Consider the following 16590-nt stretch of genomic DNA (forward strand, 5'->3'; position numbering starts at 1 on the left):
CCAACCCGCCCGCGTGACTCACGCCGCCGCCCTCCCCACTGCGGGTGACCGCCGCGCCGGGTGACGTGGGCGACATCAGCTCTTCCGCGTGTCGCACGGTGGGCGACTTGCATCATGTGGCGTCTAGGCATACCGTCGACCCCAACATCTAGTAGTTACACAGCTGTAGTTAGTCCACAGGTTGGGCCTAGTTGTCCACCGGCCATCCACAAGATGATCACCAGGTGGGCTTCACGGCGGTCAAAACAGCTTCGAGGGGTGATCCTGGTGAGATGTCCGTTCTGCCGCCATTCGGACTCCAGGGTCGTCGACTCCCGCGAGGTGGACGAGGGCCAGGTCATCCGGCGGCGCCGGTCCTGCGCCAAGTGCAGCCGGCGGTTCACGACGGTGGAGGAAGCAGTGCTGGCGGTCGTGAAACGCTCCGGCGTCACCGAGCCGTTCAGTCGCGAGAAGGTGGTCACCGGCGTGCGCCGGGCCTGCCAGGGGCGGCCGGTGGACGAGGACGCGCTACAGCAGTTGGCCCAGCGGGTCGAGGAGACGATCCGCGCGACCGGCGCGGCCGAGGTGCCCAGCCACGAGGTGGGGCTGGCCATCCTCGGGCCGCTGCGCGAGCTCGACGAGGTCGCCTACCTCCGGTTCGCGAGCGTCTACCGGTCCTTCTCCTCCATCGAGGACTTCGAGAAGGAGATCGCCGGCCTGCGGGTGGCGATCGCGGAGAAGCAGCCCGGAACACAAGGGCATGAGGGGACATGAGTCGGTCGAAGCGGCGTGGCGCGGTCGGCCGGCAGCAACGAGTCAGGCAGCGGTACAGGGCACATCAGACAGTGACGTCAGGGCCGATGTCGGTGCCAGTGCGAGCGAGTAACGAGGGAGAGGGACTGGTCATGACGGAAACGGTCGGCGCATCAACGGGGCGGAGCGCCCAGGAGGCGACCGGGCTCACCGTGCGGCGTGTGCACACCACCGAGGGCGTGCACCCGTACGACGAGGTCACCTGGGAACAGCGCGACGTCGTGATGACGAACTGGCGCGACGGGTCGGTCAACTTCGAGCAGCGGGGGGTGGAGTTCCCGGAGTTCTGGTCGGTCAACGCCACGAACATCGTCACCAGCAAGTACTTCCGGGGCGCGGTGGGCACCCCGGTGCGTGAGCACTCGCTGCGCCAGCTGATCGACCGGGTCGTCAACGCCTATGTGGTCGCCGGCACCAAGCACGGCTACTTCGCCACGCCGCGGGACGCCGAGATCTTCGAGCACGAGCTCATCTGGATGCTGATGCACCAGGTGTTCAGCTTCAACTCGCCGGTCTGGTTCAACGTCGGCACCTCGTCGCCGCAGCAGGTGTCCGCCTGCTTCATCCTCTCCGTCGACGACACCATGGACTCGATCCTCAACTGGTACCGCGAGGAGGGCCTGATCTTCAAGGGCGGCTCCGGCGCGGGCCTCAACCTCTCCCGGATCCGCTCGTCCAAGGAGCTGCTGTCCTCCGGCGGCACCGCGTCCGGCCCGGTGTCCTTCATGCGCGGCGCGGACGCGTCCGCCGGCACCATCAAGTCCGGCGGCGCCACCCGGCGCGCGGCCAAGATGGTCGTGCTCGACGTCGACCACCCGGACATCGAGGAGTTCATCGAGACCAAGGCCAAGGAGGAGCGCAAGATCCGCGTCCTGCGCGACGCCGGCTTCGACATGGACCTCGGCGGCGCCGACATCACCTCGGTGCAGTACCAGAACGCCAACAACTCGATCCGCGTGTCCGACGAGTTCATGCACGCCGTCGAGAGTGACGCCGAGTTCGGCCTGCGCGCCCGCACCACCGGCGAGATCCTCGAGCGGGTCGACGCCAAGACGCTGTTCCGCAAGATGGCGAAGGCCGCGTGGGAGTGCGCCGACCCGGGTGTGCAGTACGACGACACCATCAACGACTGGCACACCTGCCCCGAGTCCGGCCGGATCACCGCGTCCAACCCGTGCAGCGAGTACCTGCACCTGGACAACTCCAGCTGCAACCTCGCGTCGCTGAACCTCCTGAAGTTCCTGCGCGAGGACGGCACGTTCGACGCGGAGCTGTTCTCCCGCTCGGTCGAGCTCGTCATCACCGCGATGGACATCTCGATCTGCTTCGCCGAGTTCCCGACCGAGCCGATCGCCGACACCACCCGCAAGTTCCGCCAGCTGGGCATCGGCTATGCCAACCTGGGCGCGCTGCTGATGGCCACCGGCCACGCCTACGACTCCGAGGGCGGCCGCTCGCTCGCGGCGAGCATCTCCTCGCTGATGACCGGCACCGCCTACCGGCGCTCCGCCGAGCTCGCCGGCGTCGTCGGCCCGTACGACGGCTACATCCGCAACGCCGAGGCGCACCAGCGGGTCATGCGCAAGCACGCCGCGGCCAACGACCTCATCCGCACCTACCACGTCAACGACTCCGCGGTGCAGCGTCTTGCCACCCGCGAGTGGCAGCGCGGCCTGAAGGTCGGCGCCTCGAACGGGTGGCGCAACGCGCAGGCGGCGGTGATCGCGCCGACCGGCACCATCGGCCTGATGATGGACTGCGACACCACCGGGATCGAGCCCGACCTCGCGCTGGTGAAGTTCAAGAAGCTGGTCGGCGGCGGCTCGATGCAGATCGTCAACCAGACCGTGCCGCGCGCGCTCAAGGCGCTGGGCTACCAGGACGAGCAGATCGAGGCCATCGTCGAGTACATCGCCGAGCAGGGCCACGTCATCGACGCGCCGGGCCTGCGCCGCGAGCACTACGAGGTGTTCGACTGCGCGATGGGCGAGCGCTCGATCGCGCCGATGGGCCACGTCCGGATGATGGCCGCGGTGCAGCCGTTCGTCTCCGGCGCCATCTCCAAGACGGTGAACATGCCGGAGGCGGCCACCGTCGAGGACGTCGAGCAGATCTACTTCGAGGGCTGGAAGCTGGGCCTGAAGGCACTCGCGATCTACCGCGACAACTGCAAGGTCGGCCAGCCGCTGTCGGCCGGCAAGGGTGCCAACAACGGCACCGCCGAGCCGGAGAAGGTCATCGAGTACCGGCCCGTCCGCAAGCGCCTGCCGAAGAAGCGCCCGTCGCAGACGGTCTCGTTCACTGTCGGTGGCGCCGAGGGCTACCTGCACGCGGGCTCGTACCCGGACGACGGCCTCGGCGAGATCTTCGTCAAGCTGGGCAAGCAGGGCTCCACGCTCGCCGGCGTGATGGACGCGTTCTCCATGTCGATCTCGGTCGGTCTCCAGTACGGCATCCCGCTGGAGTTCTACGTCTCGAAGTTCCAGAACCTCCGCTTCGAGCCGGCCGGCATGACCGACGACCCGGACGTCCGCATCGCGACGAGTGTCCTGGACTACCTGTTCCGCCGGCTGGCGCTGGACTACCTGCCGTACGAGAAGCGTGCCCAGCTCGGCGTCTTCACCGCGGACGAGCGCAACGCCCAGGTCAACACGGACTACGGCACCACGTCCGACGTGGACCTGGAGGGCCTGCGCACCTCCGTCGACGCCACCCCGACCCGCCCCGCGGTCGAGTCGGCGAAGGAGCCCGACCTGTCGGAGGCCCACAGCTCGACCGAGCTGCTGGAGCTCCACCTGGGCAAGGCCGCCGACGCCCCGCTGTGCATGACCTGCGGCACGAAGATGCGCCCGGCGGGCTCGTGCTACGTCTGCGAGGGCTGCGGCTCGACCTCCGGCTGCAGCTGACCGTCAGCCAACGTCCTCTCCCCTCATCCGTCCTTACGTCAGGGGCGGATGAGGGGAGATTTCGTATGTTCTACGACTGGGTCCAGGACTTCGAGGCGGAAGCCGAGCGCCGGCAGCAGGTCGGTGACCCGGACTGGTCCCGCGGGGCGCGGCTGCACCCCGCGGTGGTCCGGAGCGTCCAGCGGTTCCAGGTCGGCGAGTCGGGCGACGGGGCCAACCTCATCGCCAAGGCCGGTGGTGCCGGGGACGCCGACTACGCCACCGCCGTCAAGCTGTTCGTCGTCGAGGAGCAGAACCACGCGCGGCTCCTCGCGGAGCTTTTGGCCGCGGCCGGCGCGCCGACGATCGCGGGCCACTGGTCCGACACGGTCTTCGTCCGGCTCCGGCGGGCGCTCGGACTCCGGCTCGAGCTGCTCGTCCTCCTCGTCGCCGAGGTCATCGCGCTGCGGTACTACCGCGCGCTCCGCGACGGCACCACCGACCCGCTGACCACCGAGGTCGCCGGCCGCATCCTCGCCGACGAGGAGCGCCACGTCCCGTTCCACCGCCAGCGGCTGCGCGGCGCGTTCGGCGCCGCGACCCGCGTGGTGCTCGGCGGGTGGTGGTTCCTCCTGCTCGGCGTCACGCTCGTCGTCGCCTACGACCACGGGTCCGCGCTGCGCGAGCTCGGCGTCACCCGTCGCCGGTTCGTGGCCGACGTGCTCAAAGCCGCGTCGCGCTAGCTCTCGACGCGGGCCTTGAGCGCCTCGTTCAGTGCCATGAAGTCGCGCTCGGTCTGCCTGATCATCTTGCCCAGCAACGGAACCAGCAGCCCGGTGAACCGCTCGCTCTGGACGACCTCGGTCCGCCCGCCGTCGAGCGCGGTGAGCTCGAAGATGTGCTCGCCGCCGAACAAGCCGGGCAGCGGCAGCTTGCCGAGCCAGCGGAGCTCCGCGTTCTCCCGCACGGCCAGCACGGTCGGCGTGAAGGTCCGGGCCATGCTGCCGTCGCTGAGGGCCATGCGGAGCGTGAGCGTGCGGCCCGCGACGAGCTCGCCGGACGCTTCCTGGATGAACGGGTTCCACGACGGGTAGCCGGCGAAGTCGGCGAGGACCGCCCACACCGCGCCGGGCTCCGCCGCGATCACGATGGACGTGCGGATGGTACGCATCGGGCCGGATGCTAGCCGAGCAGCAGCAGGAAGGCGATCACAACCAGGGCGGCCGCGGTGCCGCCGTGCATGCCGTACGCGAGCGCCTTCGAACCGCGGTAGCGCAGCACGACGAGCATGTCGCCGGTCGGGATGAGCGCGGTGACCAGGATGAACCAGGCCAGCGTCACCGGCGTCGCGGTGATCAGCATGGTGACCGTCAGCAGGCCGATGCCGAGGTCGCGCACGCCTTTGAGGTTGAGCCAGGACTGGAACGCCTCGCGCGGCCAGTCCGGCAGGCCGAAGGTGGCCGCGCTGGCGTGCGGTGCGAGCAGGTAGCGCAGGCCGATGAAGAGGATGCCGAGAGCGCCGAGCGCGGTCAGGACGTAGCCGGTGATGATCACGAAGACTCCTCGATCTAGCGCTGCTAGGTGACGTAGCGACGTTAGCACTAGTGTTGTTAGCACGTCTAGCGCTGCTAGTATCCGGTGCGTGAGCAGGCGAGAGCGGGAACGGGCCGAGCGACACGAGCTGATCGTGCGGACCGCGCGCGAGCTGGCGGAGGCCGATGGCTGGGCGGCCGTCACCACACGCCGGCTGGCCGAGCTGATCGAGTACAGCCAACCGGTGCTGTACAGCCACTTCGCGGGCAAGGACGCCATCGTCGCCGCGGTGGCGGTGGAGGGCTTCGCCGAGCTGGCGTCGGTCATGCACCGGGCCCGCGACGCGGCCACCTCCCCGGCGGACGCGGTCCACGCGGTGGCCAAGGCCTACGTCGACTTCGCCGAGACCAACCCGGCCCTGTACGACGCCATGTTCAGCCGGGCCGCCGGCCTACCCTTCGCCCGCCCCGAGGCCCCCGCCCCACTGCGCGACGGTTTCGCCGAGCTCCAGGCCACGATCGCCCCGGTGGCCGGCGACCGCGACCAGGGCGTCCTCACGGAGGTCGCGTGGAGCACCCTGCACGGCCTGGTAACCCTCGAAAGGGACGGCCGCTTGTCCGAGGGCTACCAGGCGGCCCGCCTCGCCGCGGCCGTCGCCCTGTTGCTCGGGTAGGCCCGCGGGTGGTCAGAGGCCGCCGCTGACGCGGAGCAGTTCGCCGGTGACGCCGGTGTTCGTCGGGGAGGCGAGGAACGCGATGGCCGGCACCACCTCCGCCGGGTCCAGCAGGCGGCGGATCGGGGACGCCGACGCACGGGTGGTGCGGGCATCGGCGGGCAGCACCGCCGCGATGTGTTCGGTCAGGGTCGTGCCCGGCAGGACGGCGTTCACCAGGATCCCCGCCGGGCCGAGCTCCTTCGTCAGCGTCCGCACCAGGCCGTGCAGCGCAGCTTTCGCCGTCGCGAGCGCCGCTGCGAACGGCTGGCCGTCCAGGCCCGACGTGCCCGACACCATCACCATCCGGCCGAACCCCTGTGCCCGCATCGCCGGCACCACCGCCTGCGCCACCGCGTACGGCCCGTCGACGTTCGCCCGCAGGAACGGCTGCCACGTCGACGCCGCCAGCTCCTCGAACGCCGTCGGCGGCCACAAGGTCAGCCCTGCCGTGTCCAGCGCGTTGCTCACCAGCACGTCGAGCCGCCCCCACCGGTCGAGCACCGACGCGACCGCCGCGCGGATCGACTCGTGGTCGGCCAGGTTCAGCGGTACCGCGAACGCCTCGCCGCCCGCGTCGGCGATCTCGGCGACCACCGCGGCCGCACGGTCCACATCGGACCGGTAGCTGACCGCCACCCGGGCGCCCTCGCGGGCGAGCAGCAGGGCGGCGGCGCGACCGATGCCACGCGAGCCGCCGGTGACGAGCGCGACGCGGGCAGCGAGGTGGAGGTCCATGCGGACCATTGTGGCACTAACTGGAGGATTCCTCCAAGTAGTGCGGCCGTGTAACTTCGGCGCGGTGGTCGCCACACGCAGGGACGGGATCCAGCGACGCGACGCGCTGCTCGACGCGGCGTTGCGCTGCTTCACCGAGCGCGGCGTGCTCGCCACCGGCATCGAGGACATCCGCAAGGCCGCCGGCGCCAGCCCGTCCAGCGTCTACCACCTGTTCGGCGGCCTCGCCGGCATCGTCGAGGCGCTGCTGATCCGCACGTTCGAGCGCCTGCTCGCCCACCTCGTGGCGCGACTCGGCGAGGCCGATACCGCCGAATCCGCCGTCCGCGCGCTCGTCGACGGGCACCTCGAGTGGGTCGTCGCACACCCCGACGAGGCCCGGTTCATGTACCAGGCGATGGCGGTCGAGCTCGCCGGCGACAGTCGGGCCACGGTGCTCGCCGCCAAGGACGGCTTCAAGCGGCCGCTCCACGACCAGCTCGCGCGGTTCGACCTGCCGCCGTGGCCGCCGCTCACCCTCGAGTTCGTGCTGCTCGGTCCCGCACACGAGGCGTGCCGCCGCTACTTCGCCGGCGCGGACGTGGACCTCGACTGGATGCGCCGGCACCTGCCGGACCTTGCCTGGCGATCTCTCGACTAGAACCTTGTTCTAGAAAGTCGTTCTAGTTAGCATGGTCGCATGCGGACGGCTGTGGTGACGGGCGGCAACCGGGGCATCGGCCGTGCGGTGGTCGATTCCTTGCTCGCCGACGCGCTCTGGCGGCAGGCGGTGGAGCTCACCGGCGTGCGCGATGCCGCCTAAGCAGCGCCGCGGCGAGGAGACCACGCGCCGGCTGCTCGACGCCGCGCTCGCGGTGCACGACGAGGCCGGGCGGGACGGCTTCACCGTGCAGGCGGTCGTGTCCGCGAGCGGAGTGAGCCTCGGCAGCCTCTACCACCACTTCGGCAGCGTCGACGGCCTCGCGGCGGCGCTGTACGCGCGCTGCATGGCCGACCTGCTCGACGAGCTCGTCGCCCCACTGGAGCGCGCGCGGACCCCGCGGGGCGGCGTGCGCGCGGTGGTCACCGCGTACCTGCGCTTCGTCCAGGAGCAGCCCGCGCGGGCGCGCTTCGTCCACGCCTCCGCGTACGCCGGCTACCTGCCCGCCCACGCCGCCGCGGTCGCGGAAGCCAAGGAACCACGCATGGCCCGCATGAGTCGCTGGCTCGCCCCGCACGTGCGCGCGGGGTCCATTGTGGACCTACCGGACCCGCTTACCGAGATGCTGCTCATCGGCCCGGTCGCCGAGCTGTCCCGCCGCTGGCTCGCCGGCGCGGACATCGACCTCGCCAAGGCCGCGCGCGTGCTCCCGGACCGCATCTGGGCCTCACTCCAGCGCTGACAGCTGCTCCCACAGGAACTCGAAGACCAGCGCCCACTTGAAGGCGAGCTGCTCGTTGTCCGCGGCGCCGCCGTGCCCACCCTCGATGTTCTCGTAGTAGCGCACGTCGTAGCCGAGCTCGCGCAGCCGGGCCACCATCTTGCGGGCGTGCCCCGGGTGCACCCGATCGTCCCGGGTGGACGTGAGGACGAACGTCGGCGGGTAGGGCCGTCCCGGCCGGACGTTCTGGTACGGCGAGTACTCGCTGAGGAACGCCCAGTCGTCCGGGTCGTCCGGGTCGCCGTACTCGGCCATCCAGGACGCGCCGGCCAGCAGCTGGTGGTAGCGACGCATGTCCAGCAGCGGCACCTGGCACACGATCGCGCCGAACAGCTCCGGGTACCGGGTGAGCATCACGCCCATCAGCAGCCCGCCGTTCGACCCGCCCTGGATGCCGAGCCGTGCGGGGGTGGTGATCCCGCGGTCGACGAGATCCTTGGCCACCGCGGCGAAGTCCTCGTACACCCGCAGCCGCTGGCCGCGCTGCACCGACTGGTGCCACGTCGGCCCGTACTCGCCGCCGCCGCGGATGTTGGCGACGACGTACGTGCCGCCGCGGGCGAGCCAGCCGCGGCCGGTGGTGCCGCTGTAGCTCGGGGTGAGCGAGACCTCGAAGCCGCCATAGCCGGTGAGCAGCGTCGGGCCGGCCGGGTCCTGCGGGCTCACCACGAAGTACGGGATGCGCGTGCCGTCGTCGGACGTGGCGAAGTGCTGCTCGACGGTGAGCCCGTCGGCGGGGAAGAACGCCGGTGCCCGCTTGATGACCTCGACGTCGCCGCCGATCTCACCCCGGTACAGCGTGGCCGGCTGGGTGTAGCCGCTGGCGTTGAGGAAGTACTCGTCGCTGACGTCCGGGTCGGTGTCGAGGATGTCCGCCGAGCCCAGCTCGGGCACGCCGGCGAGCGGCGCGCGCGACCAGCCGTCCGGCCCGGGGGTGAGGACCTCGAAGCGGCTCTTCACGTCCTCGAGCGTCGCGACGATGAGGTGGTTGCGGGTCCAGGCCTCGTAGGCGAGCGAGGTGTGCGCGTCCGGCTCGAACAGCACGTCGAGGTCGCGCCCGCCGGCGAGGAAGTCGTCGAACCGCGCGGCGAGCAGCGCGCCCGCCGGGTAGGTCCGGCCGTTGACGGTCCACTCGGACCGGGTGCTGATCAGCAGCCACTCCCGGTGCGCGGAGGTGTCGGCGTCGTCGGGCACCTCGATCCGCACCAGCCCGTTCGGCGTGCGGAGGTGCTTCTCGGTCCGGTAGAAGTCGGGGTTGCGGAAGACGAAGTCGCGTTCGAAGCCTTCGGTCGGGTCGTGGTACGCGCCCACCGACACGTCGTCCGGCTTGCCCTCGAACACCACGGTGGCCTCGTCGAGCGGGGTGCCGCGCCGCCACTCCTTGGCGATCCGCGGGTAGCCCGACGTGGTCAGCGAGCCCTCGCCGAAGTCGGTGCCGACGTAGACGCGGTCCTCGTCGATCCAGCCGACCCGGCTCTTGGCCTCCGGCAGCGTGAACCCACCGGCGGCGCTGTCGACGAACGACAACGTCTCGAGGTCGAACTCGCGCACCACCGCGGCGTCCGCGCCACCGCGGGACAGTTCCACCAGCGCGCGCCGGAAGCCGGGGCGCAGCACGGCCGCGCCCTGCCACACCCAGTTCTCGCCCTCCGCCTCGCCCAGCGCGTCGACGTCGAGCACGACCTCCCAGCCGGGATCCGGCCCGCGGTAGGACTCGAGCGACGTGCGCCGCCACAGTCCGCGCGGGTGGGTGGCGTCCTGCCAGAAGTTGTAGAGGTACTCGCCGCGCCTGCGGACGTAGGGGATCCGGTCGTCGGCGTCGAGCACCTCGCGGACCTCGTCGCGCAGCTCGGCGAACCGCGGCGCGCCGGTGAGCTCGGCGACGGCCTCGGCGTTGCGCTCCCGCACCCACTCCAGGGCGGTGTCGCCGGTGACGTCCTCGAGCCAGAGATACGGATCGTCGCTCATATATCGAGTTTGCCCGGCACGTCGAGCGGCGGGTGAGCCGCCCGACGTGCCGTTGGTCACCCGCTGGTCAGGCGCGGTCGAACGCCAGCCGGATGAAGGTGTAGTCGAGGCCGGTCCGCTTCCAGTGCACCGGGCGCTCGGCGTGCTCGAGGGCCAGCTCGCCCTTGAGCACGAGCCCGTGCTTCTCGGCCGTCTTCACGAAGTCGCGGATGTCGTCCGGCGAGAAGATGTGCACCGGCTGGCCGTAGGCGGTGACGCCGGTGGTGTCCGGCGGGTCCTGGTCGTAGTCCGTGGAGACGACCAGCACCCCGCCCGGGCGGATGATCCGCGCGCTCTCGGCGAGGAACGGCTCGATCGGCACGCCGTGCTCGACCACGCTCATGCAGGTGACCGCGTCGAAGCGGCCGTCCGGGAAGTCGGTCTTGGTGATGTCGCCGTAGCGGAACAGCACCCCGTCGCGGCGCACGTCGTCGCCGAACTCGAGGTTGTTGCCGACCAGGTCGGACAGCCCGAACAGGCGCAGCCACGGCAGCACCGAGGAGTACCGCGCGGAGCCGGCGTCGAGCACCGAGGACGCACGGCCGAGCGTGTTCAGCACGGTTGCCACCGCGCCCAGGGCGTCCCAGTTCTTCGGCTTGTCGCGGTGCAGCGGAAGCTTGAGCCGCCGGCACTCGGCGACCGCCGCCTGCCACGCCGCGGCGTCGCGCAGCACGTCGGTGTGCGGCATCGCCGAGGGCAGCGGGCGCTCGCCGCCGAGCTTGCGCTGCACGGTGACCCGGCTCCAGAGCATGCGCTCGACGACCCGCTTGGCCACGGCGACGGCGGCCCCGCCCGGGGGCGCGGCCTCAGCCATTGCTGCGCCTGAGCACGAAGAGCTGGTTGGCGCCGAAGAGGAAGCGCTTGTACTTGTCGACCACCAGGCCGATCGGGGCGCCCAGCTCGGTCATCAGCTTCTTGTCGATGAGGTCCTCGTGGTCCTCGTGCGCGTGGTGGCTGAACAGCCCGACCTTGGCGCCGACGGTGTGGATCCACTCGAACTTCGGGTGCGGCGTGGTGAGCACGATCCGGCCGTCCGGGGCCAGCACCTCGGCCCACTTGGCGAGCAGCGCGCCGGGGTCCTTGATGTGCTCGATCAGCGCGAACGCGGCCACCGTGTCGAACTTGTCGTCCTTGGGCAGCTCGGTGACGAAGGTGTACTCGGGGTGCGCCTCGCGGGCGGCCTCGATGAACGTGGGGTCGTGCTCCACGCCGAGGTAGGTATCCGGCTTGCAGTACTGGGTGAGCACGCCGTGGTGCGAGCCGAAGTCCAGCACCCGGCCACGCAGGTAGGGGCGGCCCACGTCGAAGCGGCGCCGCTGGAGCCACCCTGAGAGCGACCCCCCGCGCTCGTCGTGCACTTCCTGCTTGGAACTGATGACCTTCACTTCCCTTCGATATCTACGGACGCTGGGGCGACCGGGACGCCCCGGGGGGACCGGTCCGCCCGGCTGGCCTGCCAGGCGGCCCCGGCCAGCACGAAGTCGAGAACGGTGAGCATGATGCGCGAGATCAGCGCCACGGCCAGCGCCGCGGACGAGCCGAGCACCGCGCCGAACGCGAGCACGATGGCGACCTCGCGGACCCCGGCCCCGGCCGGCGCGGGGATGAAGATCAGCCCGAGCGCGAACGCGAGCGCGAGCCCGCCGATGGCCACCGGCAGCGACCGGCCGGCCGGCGCGCCGATCGCGACCATGAGCAGCCACGCGTGCAGGCCGAGGAACACCCAGCCGAGGGCGTACCAGCCGGCGGCGGTGAGCATGCCGCGATAGGTCGGCCGCTGCTCGAGCGGCTGGCGGCGGATGAGCCGCAGCGCGCGGTCGATGATCGGGCCGACGATCCGCGGGTGCAGCAGGACGACGCAGACCGGGATGAGCAGGACCACCCACCAGTACTGGCGGATCGCGTCGGCCGCGCCGAACGGGAGCAGGAGGAACGCGGCGAGCGCGGCGGTGCCGAGCGAGAGCGCCACGCCGAGCATGCTGCCGGTGAACGTGGTCTTGCGGGACACCGCGTGGTCCTTGGCGAGCTCGGCCTGCGCGAGGAAGGACCACACCGAGCCGGGCAGGTACTTGCCGAGCTGGCCGACGAGGAACACCCGCCCGGCCTCGCGGACCGACAGCTCGCCGCCGAGGTCGACGAGCATGGCCCGCCAGGCGAGCACGTTCAGCAGCGTGCCGATGGCGGCGGGCACCACGGACGCGATGACCAGCCCCCACGACATGTCGCCGAGGGCGGTGCGCAGCTCGTCCCACCGCGAGGCGACGAAGACGACGCCGAAGACGAGCACCGCGAGGAGGAACCCGATCCGGATCCAGTCCCCGAGGCCGCGGCGCTTGACCGCGGGTTGCTGCTCAGTCACGGCCGCGGGTCCCGGACGAGGCTCGTCAGCGCCTTGAGGTAGCGGCTCCACTGCGGGGCCGAGTCGGGCTTGCGCACGGCGGAGCGGAGCCGCAGCGGCGTGTCGCCGGTGTAGAACTTCTCGAGCGCGGCGGTCAGCCCGGCCACGTCGTCCGGCGTGACCAGCAGGCCGTCGACGTCGTCGTGGACGTCGTCGGGCAGCGTGCCGACCCGGCTCGCGATCACCGGGACGCCGTGCTCGAACGCCAGGAACGCGTTGACCGACGCGGTGGCCGACCGGTACGGCAGCGCGAGCGCGTCCACGCCGTCGAAGAGCGCGGGCACCTCCTCGGCGTCGACGTACCCGCGGCGGATGGTGACCCGGTCGGCGATCCCGAGCTCGGCCACCAGGGCGTCGATGACCGCGGGCATGTCGCCCCAGAACTCGCCGGCCACGGTGAGCGAGACGTCCTTCGGGCCCGCGGCCATGGCCCGCAGCAGCACGTCGAGCCCCTTGTACGGCCGGACGAGGCCGAAGAACAGCAGCTTGCGGTGCACCTCGTCGTCGCGCGCGTTGCCGGTGGCGGTGGCGACGACCAGGGGCGCCATCTGCTCGACGACCACCGGCACCTTCGTGAGGGACCGGGCGATGTCACCCTGCGCGTCGGAGTGCGTGAGCACGCCGTCGACCCGGGTGAGCACGCCGCGGATCAGCCGCTCGTCAATCGAGCTGCGCTCGTGCGGCAGCACGTTGTGGCACTGCGTGACGACCGTGGCGCGCCGCTTGCGGCCCAGGCCGGCCAGGATCCCGCGGTAGGCGGGCATCTGCACCGGGCTCGCCACCACGAACACCACGAGGTCGTGGTCGCGCAGCCGCCGGCCGCAGGCGTACCAGGAGTCCGGGCGCCGCCAGGACAGCGTGCGGTGGGTGCCGGGGAACGGGGGCAGCTCGGGCTTCTCGACGGTCAGCTGGCCGGGGTAGAGCCGCTTGGGGTACTGGTGGGACCAGGACTCGAGCCGCACGTCGTGCCCCGCCGCCGACAGCTGGTGGGCCAGCTCGGTGGTGTACTGCGAGATCCCGCCTTTGTAGGGATGCGTTGGGCCGATGACGGCAATCCGCATGATTACTGTGTCCCTGATTCTGGGGTGTGGGTCGTGGTTCGCTGACGCCTGCGCCACCACCGCTCGACGACGACCAGCGCGCACAGTAACACAGCGGTTGCAGCGCTCAGCCAGGTCCCGGCGCCGTGGTAGGGCGACGCGTAGGACAGCCGCACGGTGTGCTGACCCTCGCCGACCGCGACCGCGACGACGCTGTGGTCGGCCGGTATCAGGTCGGCGTCCGCGCCGTCGACCGTGGCCCGCCAACCGTTCTGCAGCGCGTCGGCGACGACCAGGTAGCCGGCGCCCTGGGCGTCGACCTTCACCTCGATGGCGTCGTTGCGGTCCTCGGCGACGTCGACGGTGCCCTTCGCCCCGGCGCCGCCGCCCGTCTCCGGCGGGAGCGCGCCGAGCATGACCTGGTCGGGGTCGAGGTCACCGTCGGCGAGCATGGTCAGCTGCTTGGCGGAGCTCGGCTCGACCACGGCGGTGCCGGCCCAGCGGATGCGGGGCAGCGCGTGCGCGCGGGCGTAGATCACCGACGGCTCGGCCATGACGACGCGCAGCCCGTCGTCGGCGGGGCCGATGGTGGTGACCGCGGGCTTGCCGGCCTGGCCGGAGAGCTGCATCCCGCTGCCGCTGTTGCCGCTGTCGCTGTTGCCGCCTTCGAGGGTGAAGGTCGCGGTCAGCGGGGTGCCGGCCGGGATGTCCTCGCCGACCACCGGGATCTGCACGTCGAGCGGGTTGGCGAACTTCCACAGGTGGCGCACGCCCGTCGCGAGCTCCGTGCCGGCCGGGTCGCGCAGGCTCACCCGCAGCGTCCACGCCTGCGTGGTCGGCGCGGACACGTGGATCGCGAGCGCACGCAGCGGGCCGGTCTGCTGGACGGGCGCGGTCAGCGGCTGGTCGGGGGTGAGGGTGGCCGTGGAGCCGTCGATGGCGAGGTCGTGCGGCGTGCCGAGGACCGGGGCCGACGAGCCGCTCACGTAGTAGCGGACGGACAGCCGGTCGAGGATCGGGCTGCCGACGATGTCGGGGCTCTGGGCGATCGACGGCAGCGTCGGCGGGTCGCGGAACTGGTTGCCGGGCAGGGCTTCGATCGTCTCGCCCATGCGCTTGTCGGAGAACGCGTGGCCGCCGAGGCTGCGCAGGCTGTGGTAGCTGCTCTCGCCGGGCAGCAATGTGTCGGTGGGGCTGGCGTACCGGTCGCCACCCAGGTGTGCGGCCAGGTAGCGGTGCACGTCGGTCTCGGGATAGAAGGTGTCCCGGTCGCTGCGCACCCAGTACGGCACGGCGAGGGTGAGCGCCTGCGCGGCGATCAGCAGCGGGACGCCGACGAGCGCGATGGTCTTGAGCGCGCGCCCCCGCCCCCACCACGCGACGGCGACGCAGAGCGCGGCCCCCGCGATGAACGCGACGCCGATGAGGATCTGCTCGTCGTAGTTCGCCAGCAGGTCCGGGGTGGACTTGGCCAGGCCGCGGGCCGCGTACCAGACGCCGACCGTGCCCGCGATGGCGCCGAGCCACACGAGCGGGCCCCACACCCGGCTCAGGACCCCTGTCCGTTCTTCCTTGGTCTGGTCGTCCCTGGTCTGCCGCAGCCGGCGAAGCACCAGCTCGAAGCCGACCGCGGCGAGCACGGCGACCAGGAAGCCCAGGACGGAGCGGGTCCGGCCGACGAAGTTCTCCGAGAAGAGGACGGGTAGGCGCTGTGCCAGCGCGAGCGGCGGACCGCCGGCGTACATGAGCACCATCGCGATCGCGATGGCCGCCACGAGGAACACCCACACGCCGCGGGGGAGCAGTCCGCGGCCCGAGCGCACGGCCGCCAGCCCGATGAGCGCCAGCAGCAGGGCGGCCGCACCCACGTAGGACAGCGCCTCGACGAGGTTGGTGCCGGCGAACCACGCGGGCGGGCGCAGCGGGTCGGTCGAGCCGAGCGCCCACGGGGCGATCGCGGTGATCAGCGACCGGTAGGGGATGTGGTCGGCCGAGGTCTGGTCGCGTCCCCAGACGTAGGCGTGCGACATGAAGTAGGAGAACGGCAGCAGCTGGATCGCCGCGAGGCCCACCGCACCGGCGATCGCGGCGAGGCCGGCCGCGACCACCTTGGCGACGCGCGTCCACTGCGCCCGGTACTCGGCAAGCACCCGCACGAGGAAGTAGACCCCGCCGGCGGCCAGCGCGTAGCCGGTGACCGCGGGGAACCCGCCCACGAGCATCGCCGCGACCGCCAGGCAGACGAGGACGGCGTCGGGGACGCGGCGGCGCTGCACCAGCCGCTCCACGGCCCAGAACAGGACGGGGATGAACGCGGCGGTGCGGGTCTGCGGCCACCCGGTCCAGGCGATCATGAACGCGCTCGTGGCGAACACGAGCCCGCCCACGAGTGCCGCCGGCCGGCTCATGCCGAGCCTGCGGGCGAACAGGAACGTGCCGCCGACCGAGAGCAGGATTTCCAGCGCCTTCACCCACGCCGGCGCCAACCACGTCGGAAGGACGTAGTACGGCAGGCTCAGCGGGGAGAGAAGCGCGTTGTTCGGGACGACGCCGAGGGGGGTGCCGCCGAGCACGAACGGGTTCCACGCCGCCCCGGCACCGTGGAGGATGCTGTCGGTGAACAGCGCCGTCTGAGGGAGAACCCCGTCGGCGATGTCCTGGAGATAGGTGTTGCGCGGGACGACGCCCGCCAGCACGGACTCGCCGTACGGAGCCCACGTGGCGAGCATGTCCGTCGGCGCGAAGACCCCCTGCCCCACCAGAGGCAACCCAATCCCGACGACGATGAACGCGGCCACCGCCAGCCAGATGACGAGCGGGAGCAGCCGCCCGCCGAGCCGGTCCTGGCGGCCGTTCTCGTCGAACCGGTCGGTGTGATCGGGAGAGGTGTCGCCGGGCAGGGGGCGTTCCTCGTCCTCCAGCACTCTGCTCAAGCAACCTCCCTCAACGCAGCGAGAAGGCTATCTGCCGCCCACCCGACGGTTCAGACCGAGGGTCGTCCCCACCACGACCCTCGCGCCGACCGGGCTCCCCACGAGCCGTGTGGCTCGAGTTAGTGCCCGAT

The 16590-nt window shown here is 71.4% G+C and carries 16 protein-coding genes; 7 read left to right on the plus strand and 9 right to left on the minus strand.

Annotated features, from left to right (window positions below; all coding sequences use genetic code 11):
* Positions 1–267: 267 nt before the first annotated feature.
* From nrdR to VGD70_RS27105, 3 genes are all read left to right on the plus strand, one after another.
* A complete protein-coding gene (nrdR, locus tag VGD70_RS27095) occupies positions 268–753 on the plus strand; it encodes a transcriptional regulator NrdR (protein WP_331086171.1) in 486 nt (161 codons plus the stop codon).
* 131 nt (positions 754–884) lie between these two features.
* Positions 885–3698 carry a vitamin B12-dependent ribonucleotide reductase gene (locus tag VGD70_RS27100; RefSeq protein ID WP_331086173.1) on the plus strand — a complete coding sequence of 938 codons (2814 nt, stop codon included), beginning with the start codon at positions 885–887 and terminating at the stop codon, positions 3696–3698.
* 65 nt (positions 3699–3763) lie between these two features.
* Complete coding sequence (locus VGD70_RS27105; RefSeq protein WP_331086175.1) at positions 3764–4420, plus strand: ferritin-like domain-containing protein; 657 nt, start codon at positions 3764–3766, stop codon at positions 4418–4420.
* Here VGD70_RS27105 and VGD70_RS27110 read toward each other — a convergent pair.
* Positions 4417–4848, minus strand: coding sequence for an SRPBCC domain-containing protein (locus VGD70_RS27110; RefSeq protein WP_331086177.1), 432 nt, complete (start codon positions 4846–4848; stop codon positions 4417–4419). The genes VGD70_RS27105 and VGD70_RS27110 overlap by 4 nt on opposite strands.
* An 11-nt stretch (positions 4849–4859) precedes the next feature.
* Positions 4860–5231 carry a DUF4267 domain-containing protein gene (locus VGD70_RS27115; protein WP_331086179.1) on the minus strand — a complete coding sequence of 124 codons (372 nt, stop codon included), beginning with the start codon at positions 5229–5231 and terminating at the stop codon, positions 4860–4862.
* Positions 5232–5310: 79 nt separating this feature from the next.
* Here VGD70_RS27115 and VGD70_RS27120 point away from each other — a divergent pair, with 79 nt between their 5' ends.
* Positions 5311–5883, plus strand: a complete 573-nt coding sequence (locus VGD70_RS27120; protein WP_414638066.1) for a TetR/AcrR family transcriptional regulator — start codon at positions 5311–5313, stop codon at positions 5881–5883.
* A gap of 12 nt (positions 5884–5895) precedes the next feature.
* On the opposite strand, the gene VGD70_RS27125 is transcribed toward VGD70_RS27120, so the two are convergent.
* Positions 5896–6660 (minus strand): SDR family NAD(P)-dependent oxidoreductase, encoded by a 765-nt coding sequence (locus VGD70_RS27125; protein ID WP_331086183.1) that lies wholly within the window; start codon positions 6658–6660, stop codon positions 5896–5898.
* Positions 6661–6724: 64 nt separating this feature from the next.
* Here VGD70_RS27125 and VGD70_RS27130 point away from each other — a divergent pair, with 64 nt between their 5' ends.
* Genes VGD70_RS27130 through VGD70_RS27140 form a run of 3 tightly spaced genes read left to right on the plus strand, consistent with a single transcriptional unit; the run spans position 6725 to position 8042 of the window.
* The gene (locus VGD70_RS27130; RefSeq protein WP_331086186.1) at positions 6725–7300 is read left to right on the plus strand and encodes a TetR/AcrR family transcriptional regulator; all 576 of its coding nucleotides are present in this window, start codon (positions 6725–6727) and stop codon (positions 7298–7300) included.
* A gap of 39 nt (positions 7301–7339) precedes the next feature.
* Positions 7340–7462 carry a hypothetical protein gene (locus VGD70_RS27135; protein WP_331086188.1) on the plus strand — a complete coding sequence of 41 codons (123 nt, stop codon included), beginning with the start codon at positions 7340–7342 and terminating at the stop codon, positions 7460–7462.
* On the plus strand, positions 7452–8042 hold the full coding sequence (locus VGD70_RS27140) for a TetR/AcrR family transcriptional regulator (RefSeq protein ID WP_331086190.1): 591 nt from the start codon (positions 7452–7454) through the stop codon (positions 8040–8042). Before VGD70_RS27135 ends, VGD70_RS27140 begins: the two co-directional genes overlap by 11 nt.
* On the opposite strand, the gene VGD70_RS27145 is transcribed toward VGD70_RS27140, so the two are convergent.
* From VGD70_RS27145 to VGD70_RS27170, 6 genes are all read right to left on the minus strand, one after another.
* The gene (locus tag VGD70_RS27145; protein ID WP_331086192.1) at positions 8028–10049 is read right to left on the minus strand and encodes a prolyl oligopeptidase family serine peptidase; all 2022 of its coding nucleotides are present in this window, start codon (positions 10047–10049) and stop codon (positions 8028–8030) included. The two genes, VGD70_RS27140 and VGD70_RS27145, sit on opposite strands and share 15 nt — an antisense overlap.
* Positions 10050–10116: 67 nt before the next feature.
* A complete protein-coding gene (locus VGD70_RS27150; protein ID WP_331086194.1) occupies positions 10117–10902 on the minus strand; it encodes a class I SAM-dependent methyltransferase in 786 nt (261 codons plus the stop codon).
* Positions 10895–11473 (minus strand): class I SAM-dependent methyltransferase, encoded by a 579-nt coding sequence (locus tag VGD70_RS27155; RefSeq protein ID WP_331086196.1) that lies wholly within the window; start codon positions 11471–11473, stop codon positions 10895–10897. The genes VGD70_RS27150 and VGD70_RS27155 overlap by 8 nt, the downstream gene beginning before the upstream one ends.
* Positions 11470–12447 carry a lysylphosphatidylglycerol synthase transmembrane domain-containing protein gene (locus VGD70_RS27160; protein WP_331086198.1) on the minus strand — a complete coding sequence of 326 codons (978 nt, stop codon included), beginning with the start codon at positions 12445–12447 and terminating at the stop codon, positions 11470–11472. The genes VGD70_RS27155 and VGD70_RS27160 overlap by 4 nt, the downstream gene beginning before the upstream one ends.
* The gene (locus VGD70_RS27165) at positions 12444–13547 is read right to left on the minus strand and encodes a glycosyltransferase (protein ID WP_331086200.1); all 1104 of its coding nucleotides are present in this window, start codon (positions 13545–13547) and stop codon (positions 12444–12446) included. The genes VGD70_RS27160 and VGD70_RS27165 overlap by 4 nt, the downstream gene beginning before the upstream one ends.
* 2 nt (positions 13548–13549) lie before the next feature.
* Positions 13550–16459, minus strand: coding sequence for a hypothetical protein (locus VGD70_RS27170; protein ID WP_331086202.1), 2910 nt, complete (start codon positions 16457–16459; stop codon positions 13550–13552).
* Between the last annotated feature and the right edge of the window lie 131 nt (positions 16460–16590).

The organism is Actinophytocola sp. (genome assembly GCF_036402745.1).
In the GTDB taxonomy this organism is placed as follows: domain Bacteria; phylum Actinomycetota; class Actinomycetes; order Mycobacteriales; family Pseudonocardiaceae; genus Actinophytocola.

What these genes read in the sequence shown, in the direction of transcription:
- VGD70_RS27125 (WP_331086183.1), bottom strand. Translation starts at nt 6,660, where the DNA reads ATGGACCTCCACCTCGCTGCCCGCGTCGCGCTCGTCACCGGCGGCTCG.
- VGD70_RS27145 (WP_331086192.1), bottom strand. Translation starts at nt 10,049, where the DNA reads ATGAGCGACGATCCGTATCTCTGGCTCGAGGACGTCACCGGCGACACC.
- VGD70_RS27105 (WP_331086175.1), top strand. Translation starts at nt 3,764, where the DNA reads ATGTTCTACGACTGGGTCCAGGACTTCGAGGCGGAAGCCGAGCGCCGG.
- VGD70_RS27135 (WP_331086188.1), top strand. Translation starts at nt 7,340, where the DNA reads ATGCGGACGGCTGTGGTGACGGGCGGCAACCGGGGCATCGGCCGTGCG.
- VGD70_RS27165 (WP_331086200.1), bottom strand. Translation starts at nt 13,547, where the DNA reads ATGCGGATTGCCGTCATCGGCCCAACGCATCCCTACAAAGGCGGGATC.
- VGD70_RS27140 (WP_331086190.1), top strand. Translation starts at nt 7,452, where the DNA reads ATGCCGCCTAAGCAGCGCCGCGGCGAGGAGACCACGCGCCGGCTGCTC.
- VGD70_RS27150 (WP_331086194.1), bottom strand. Translation starts at nt 10,902, where the DNA reads ATGGCTGAGGCCGCGCCCCCGGGCGGGGCCGCCGTCGCCGTGGCCAAG.
- VGD70_RS27100 (WP_331086173.1), top strand. Translation starts at nt 885, where the DNA reads ATGACGGAAACGGTCGGCGCATCAACGGGGCGGAGCGCCCAGGAGGCG.
- VGD70_RS27110 (WP_331086177.1), bottom strand. Translation starts at nt 4,848, where the DNA reads ATGCGTACCATCCGCACGTCCATCGTGATCGCGGCGGAGCCCGGCGCG.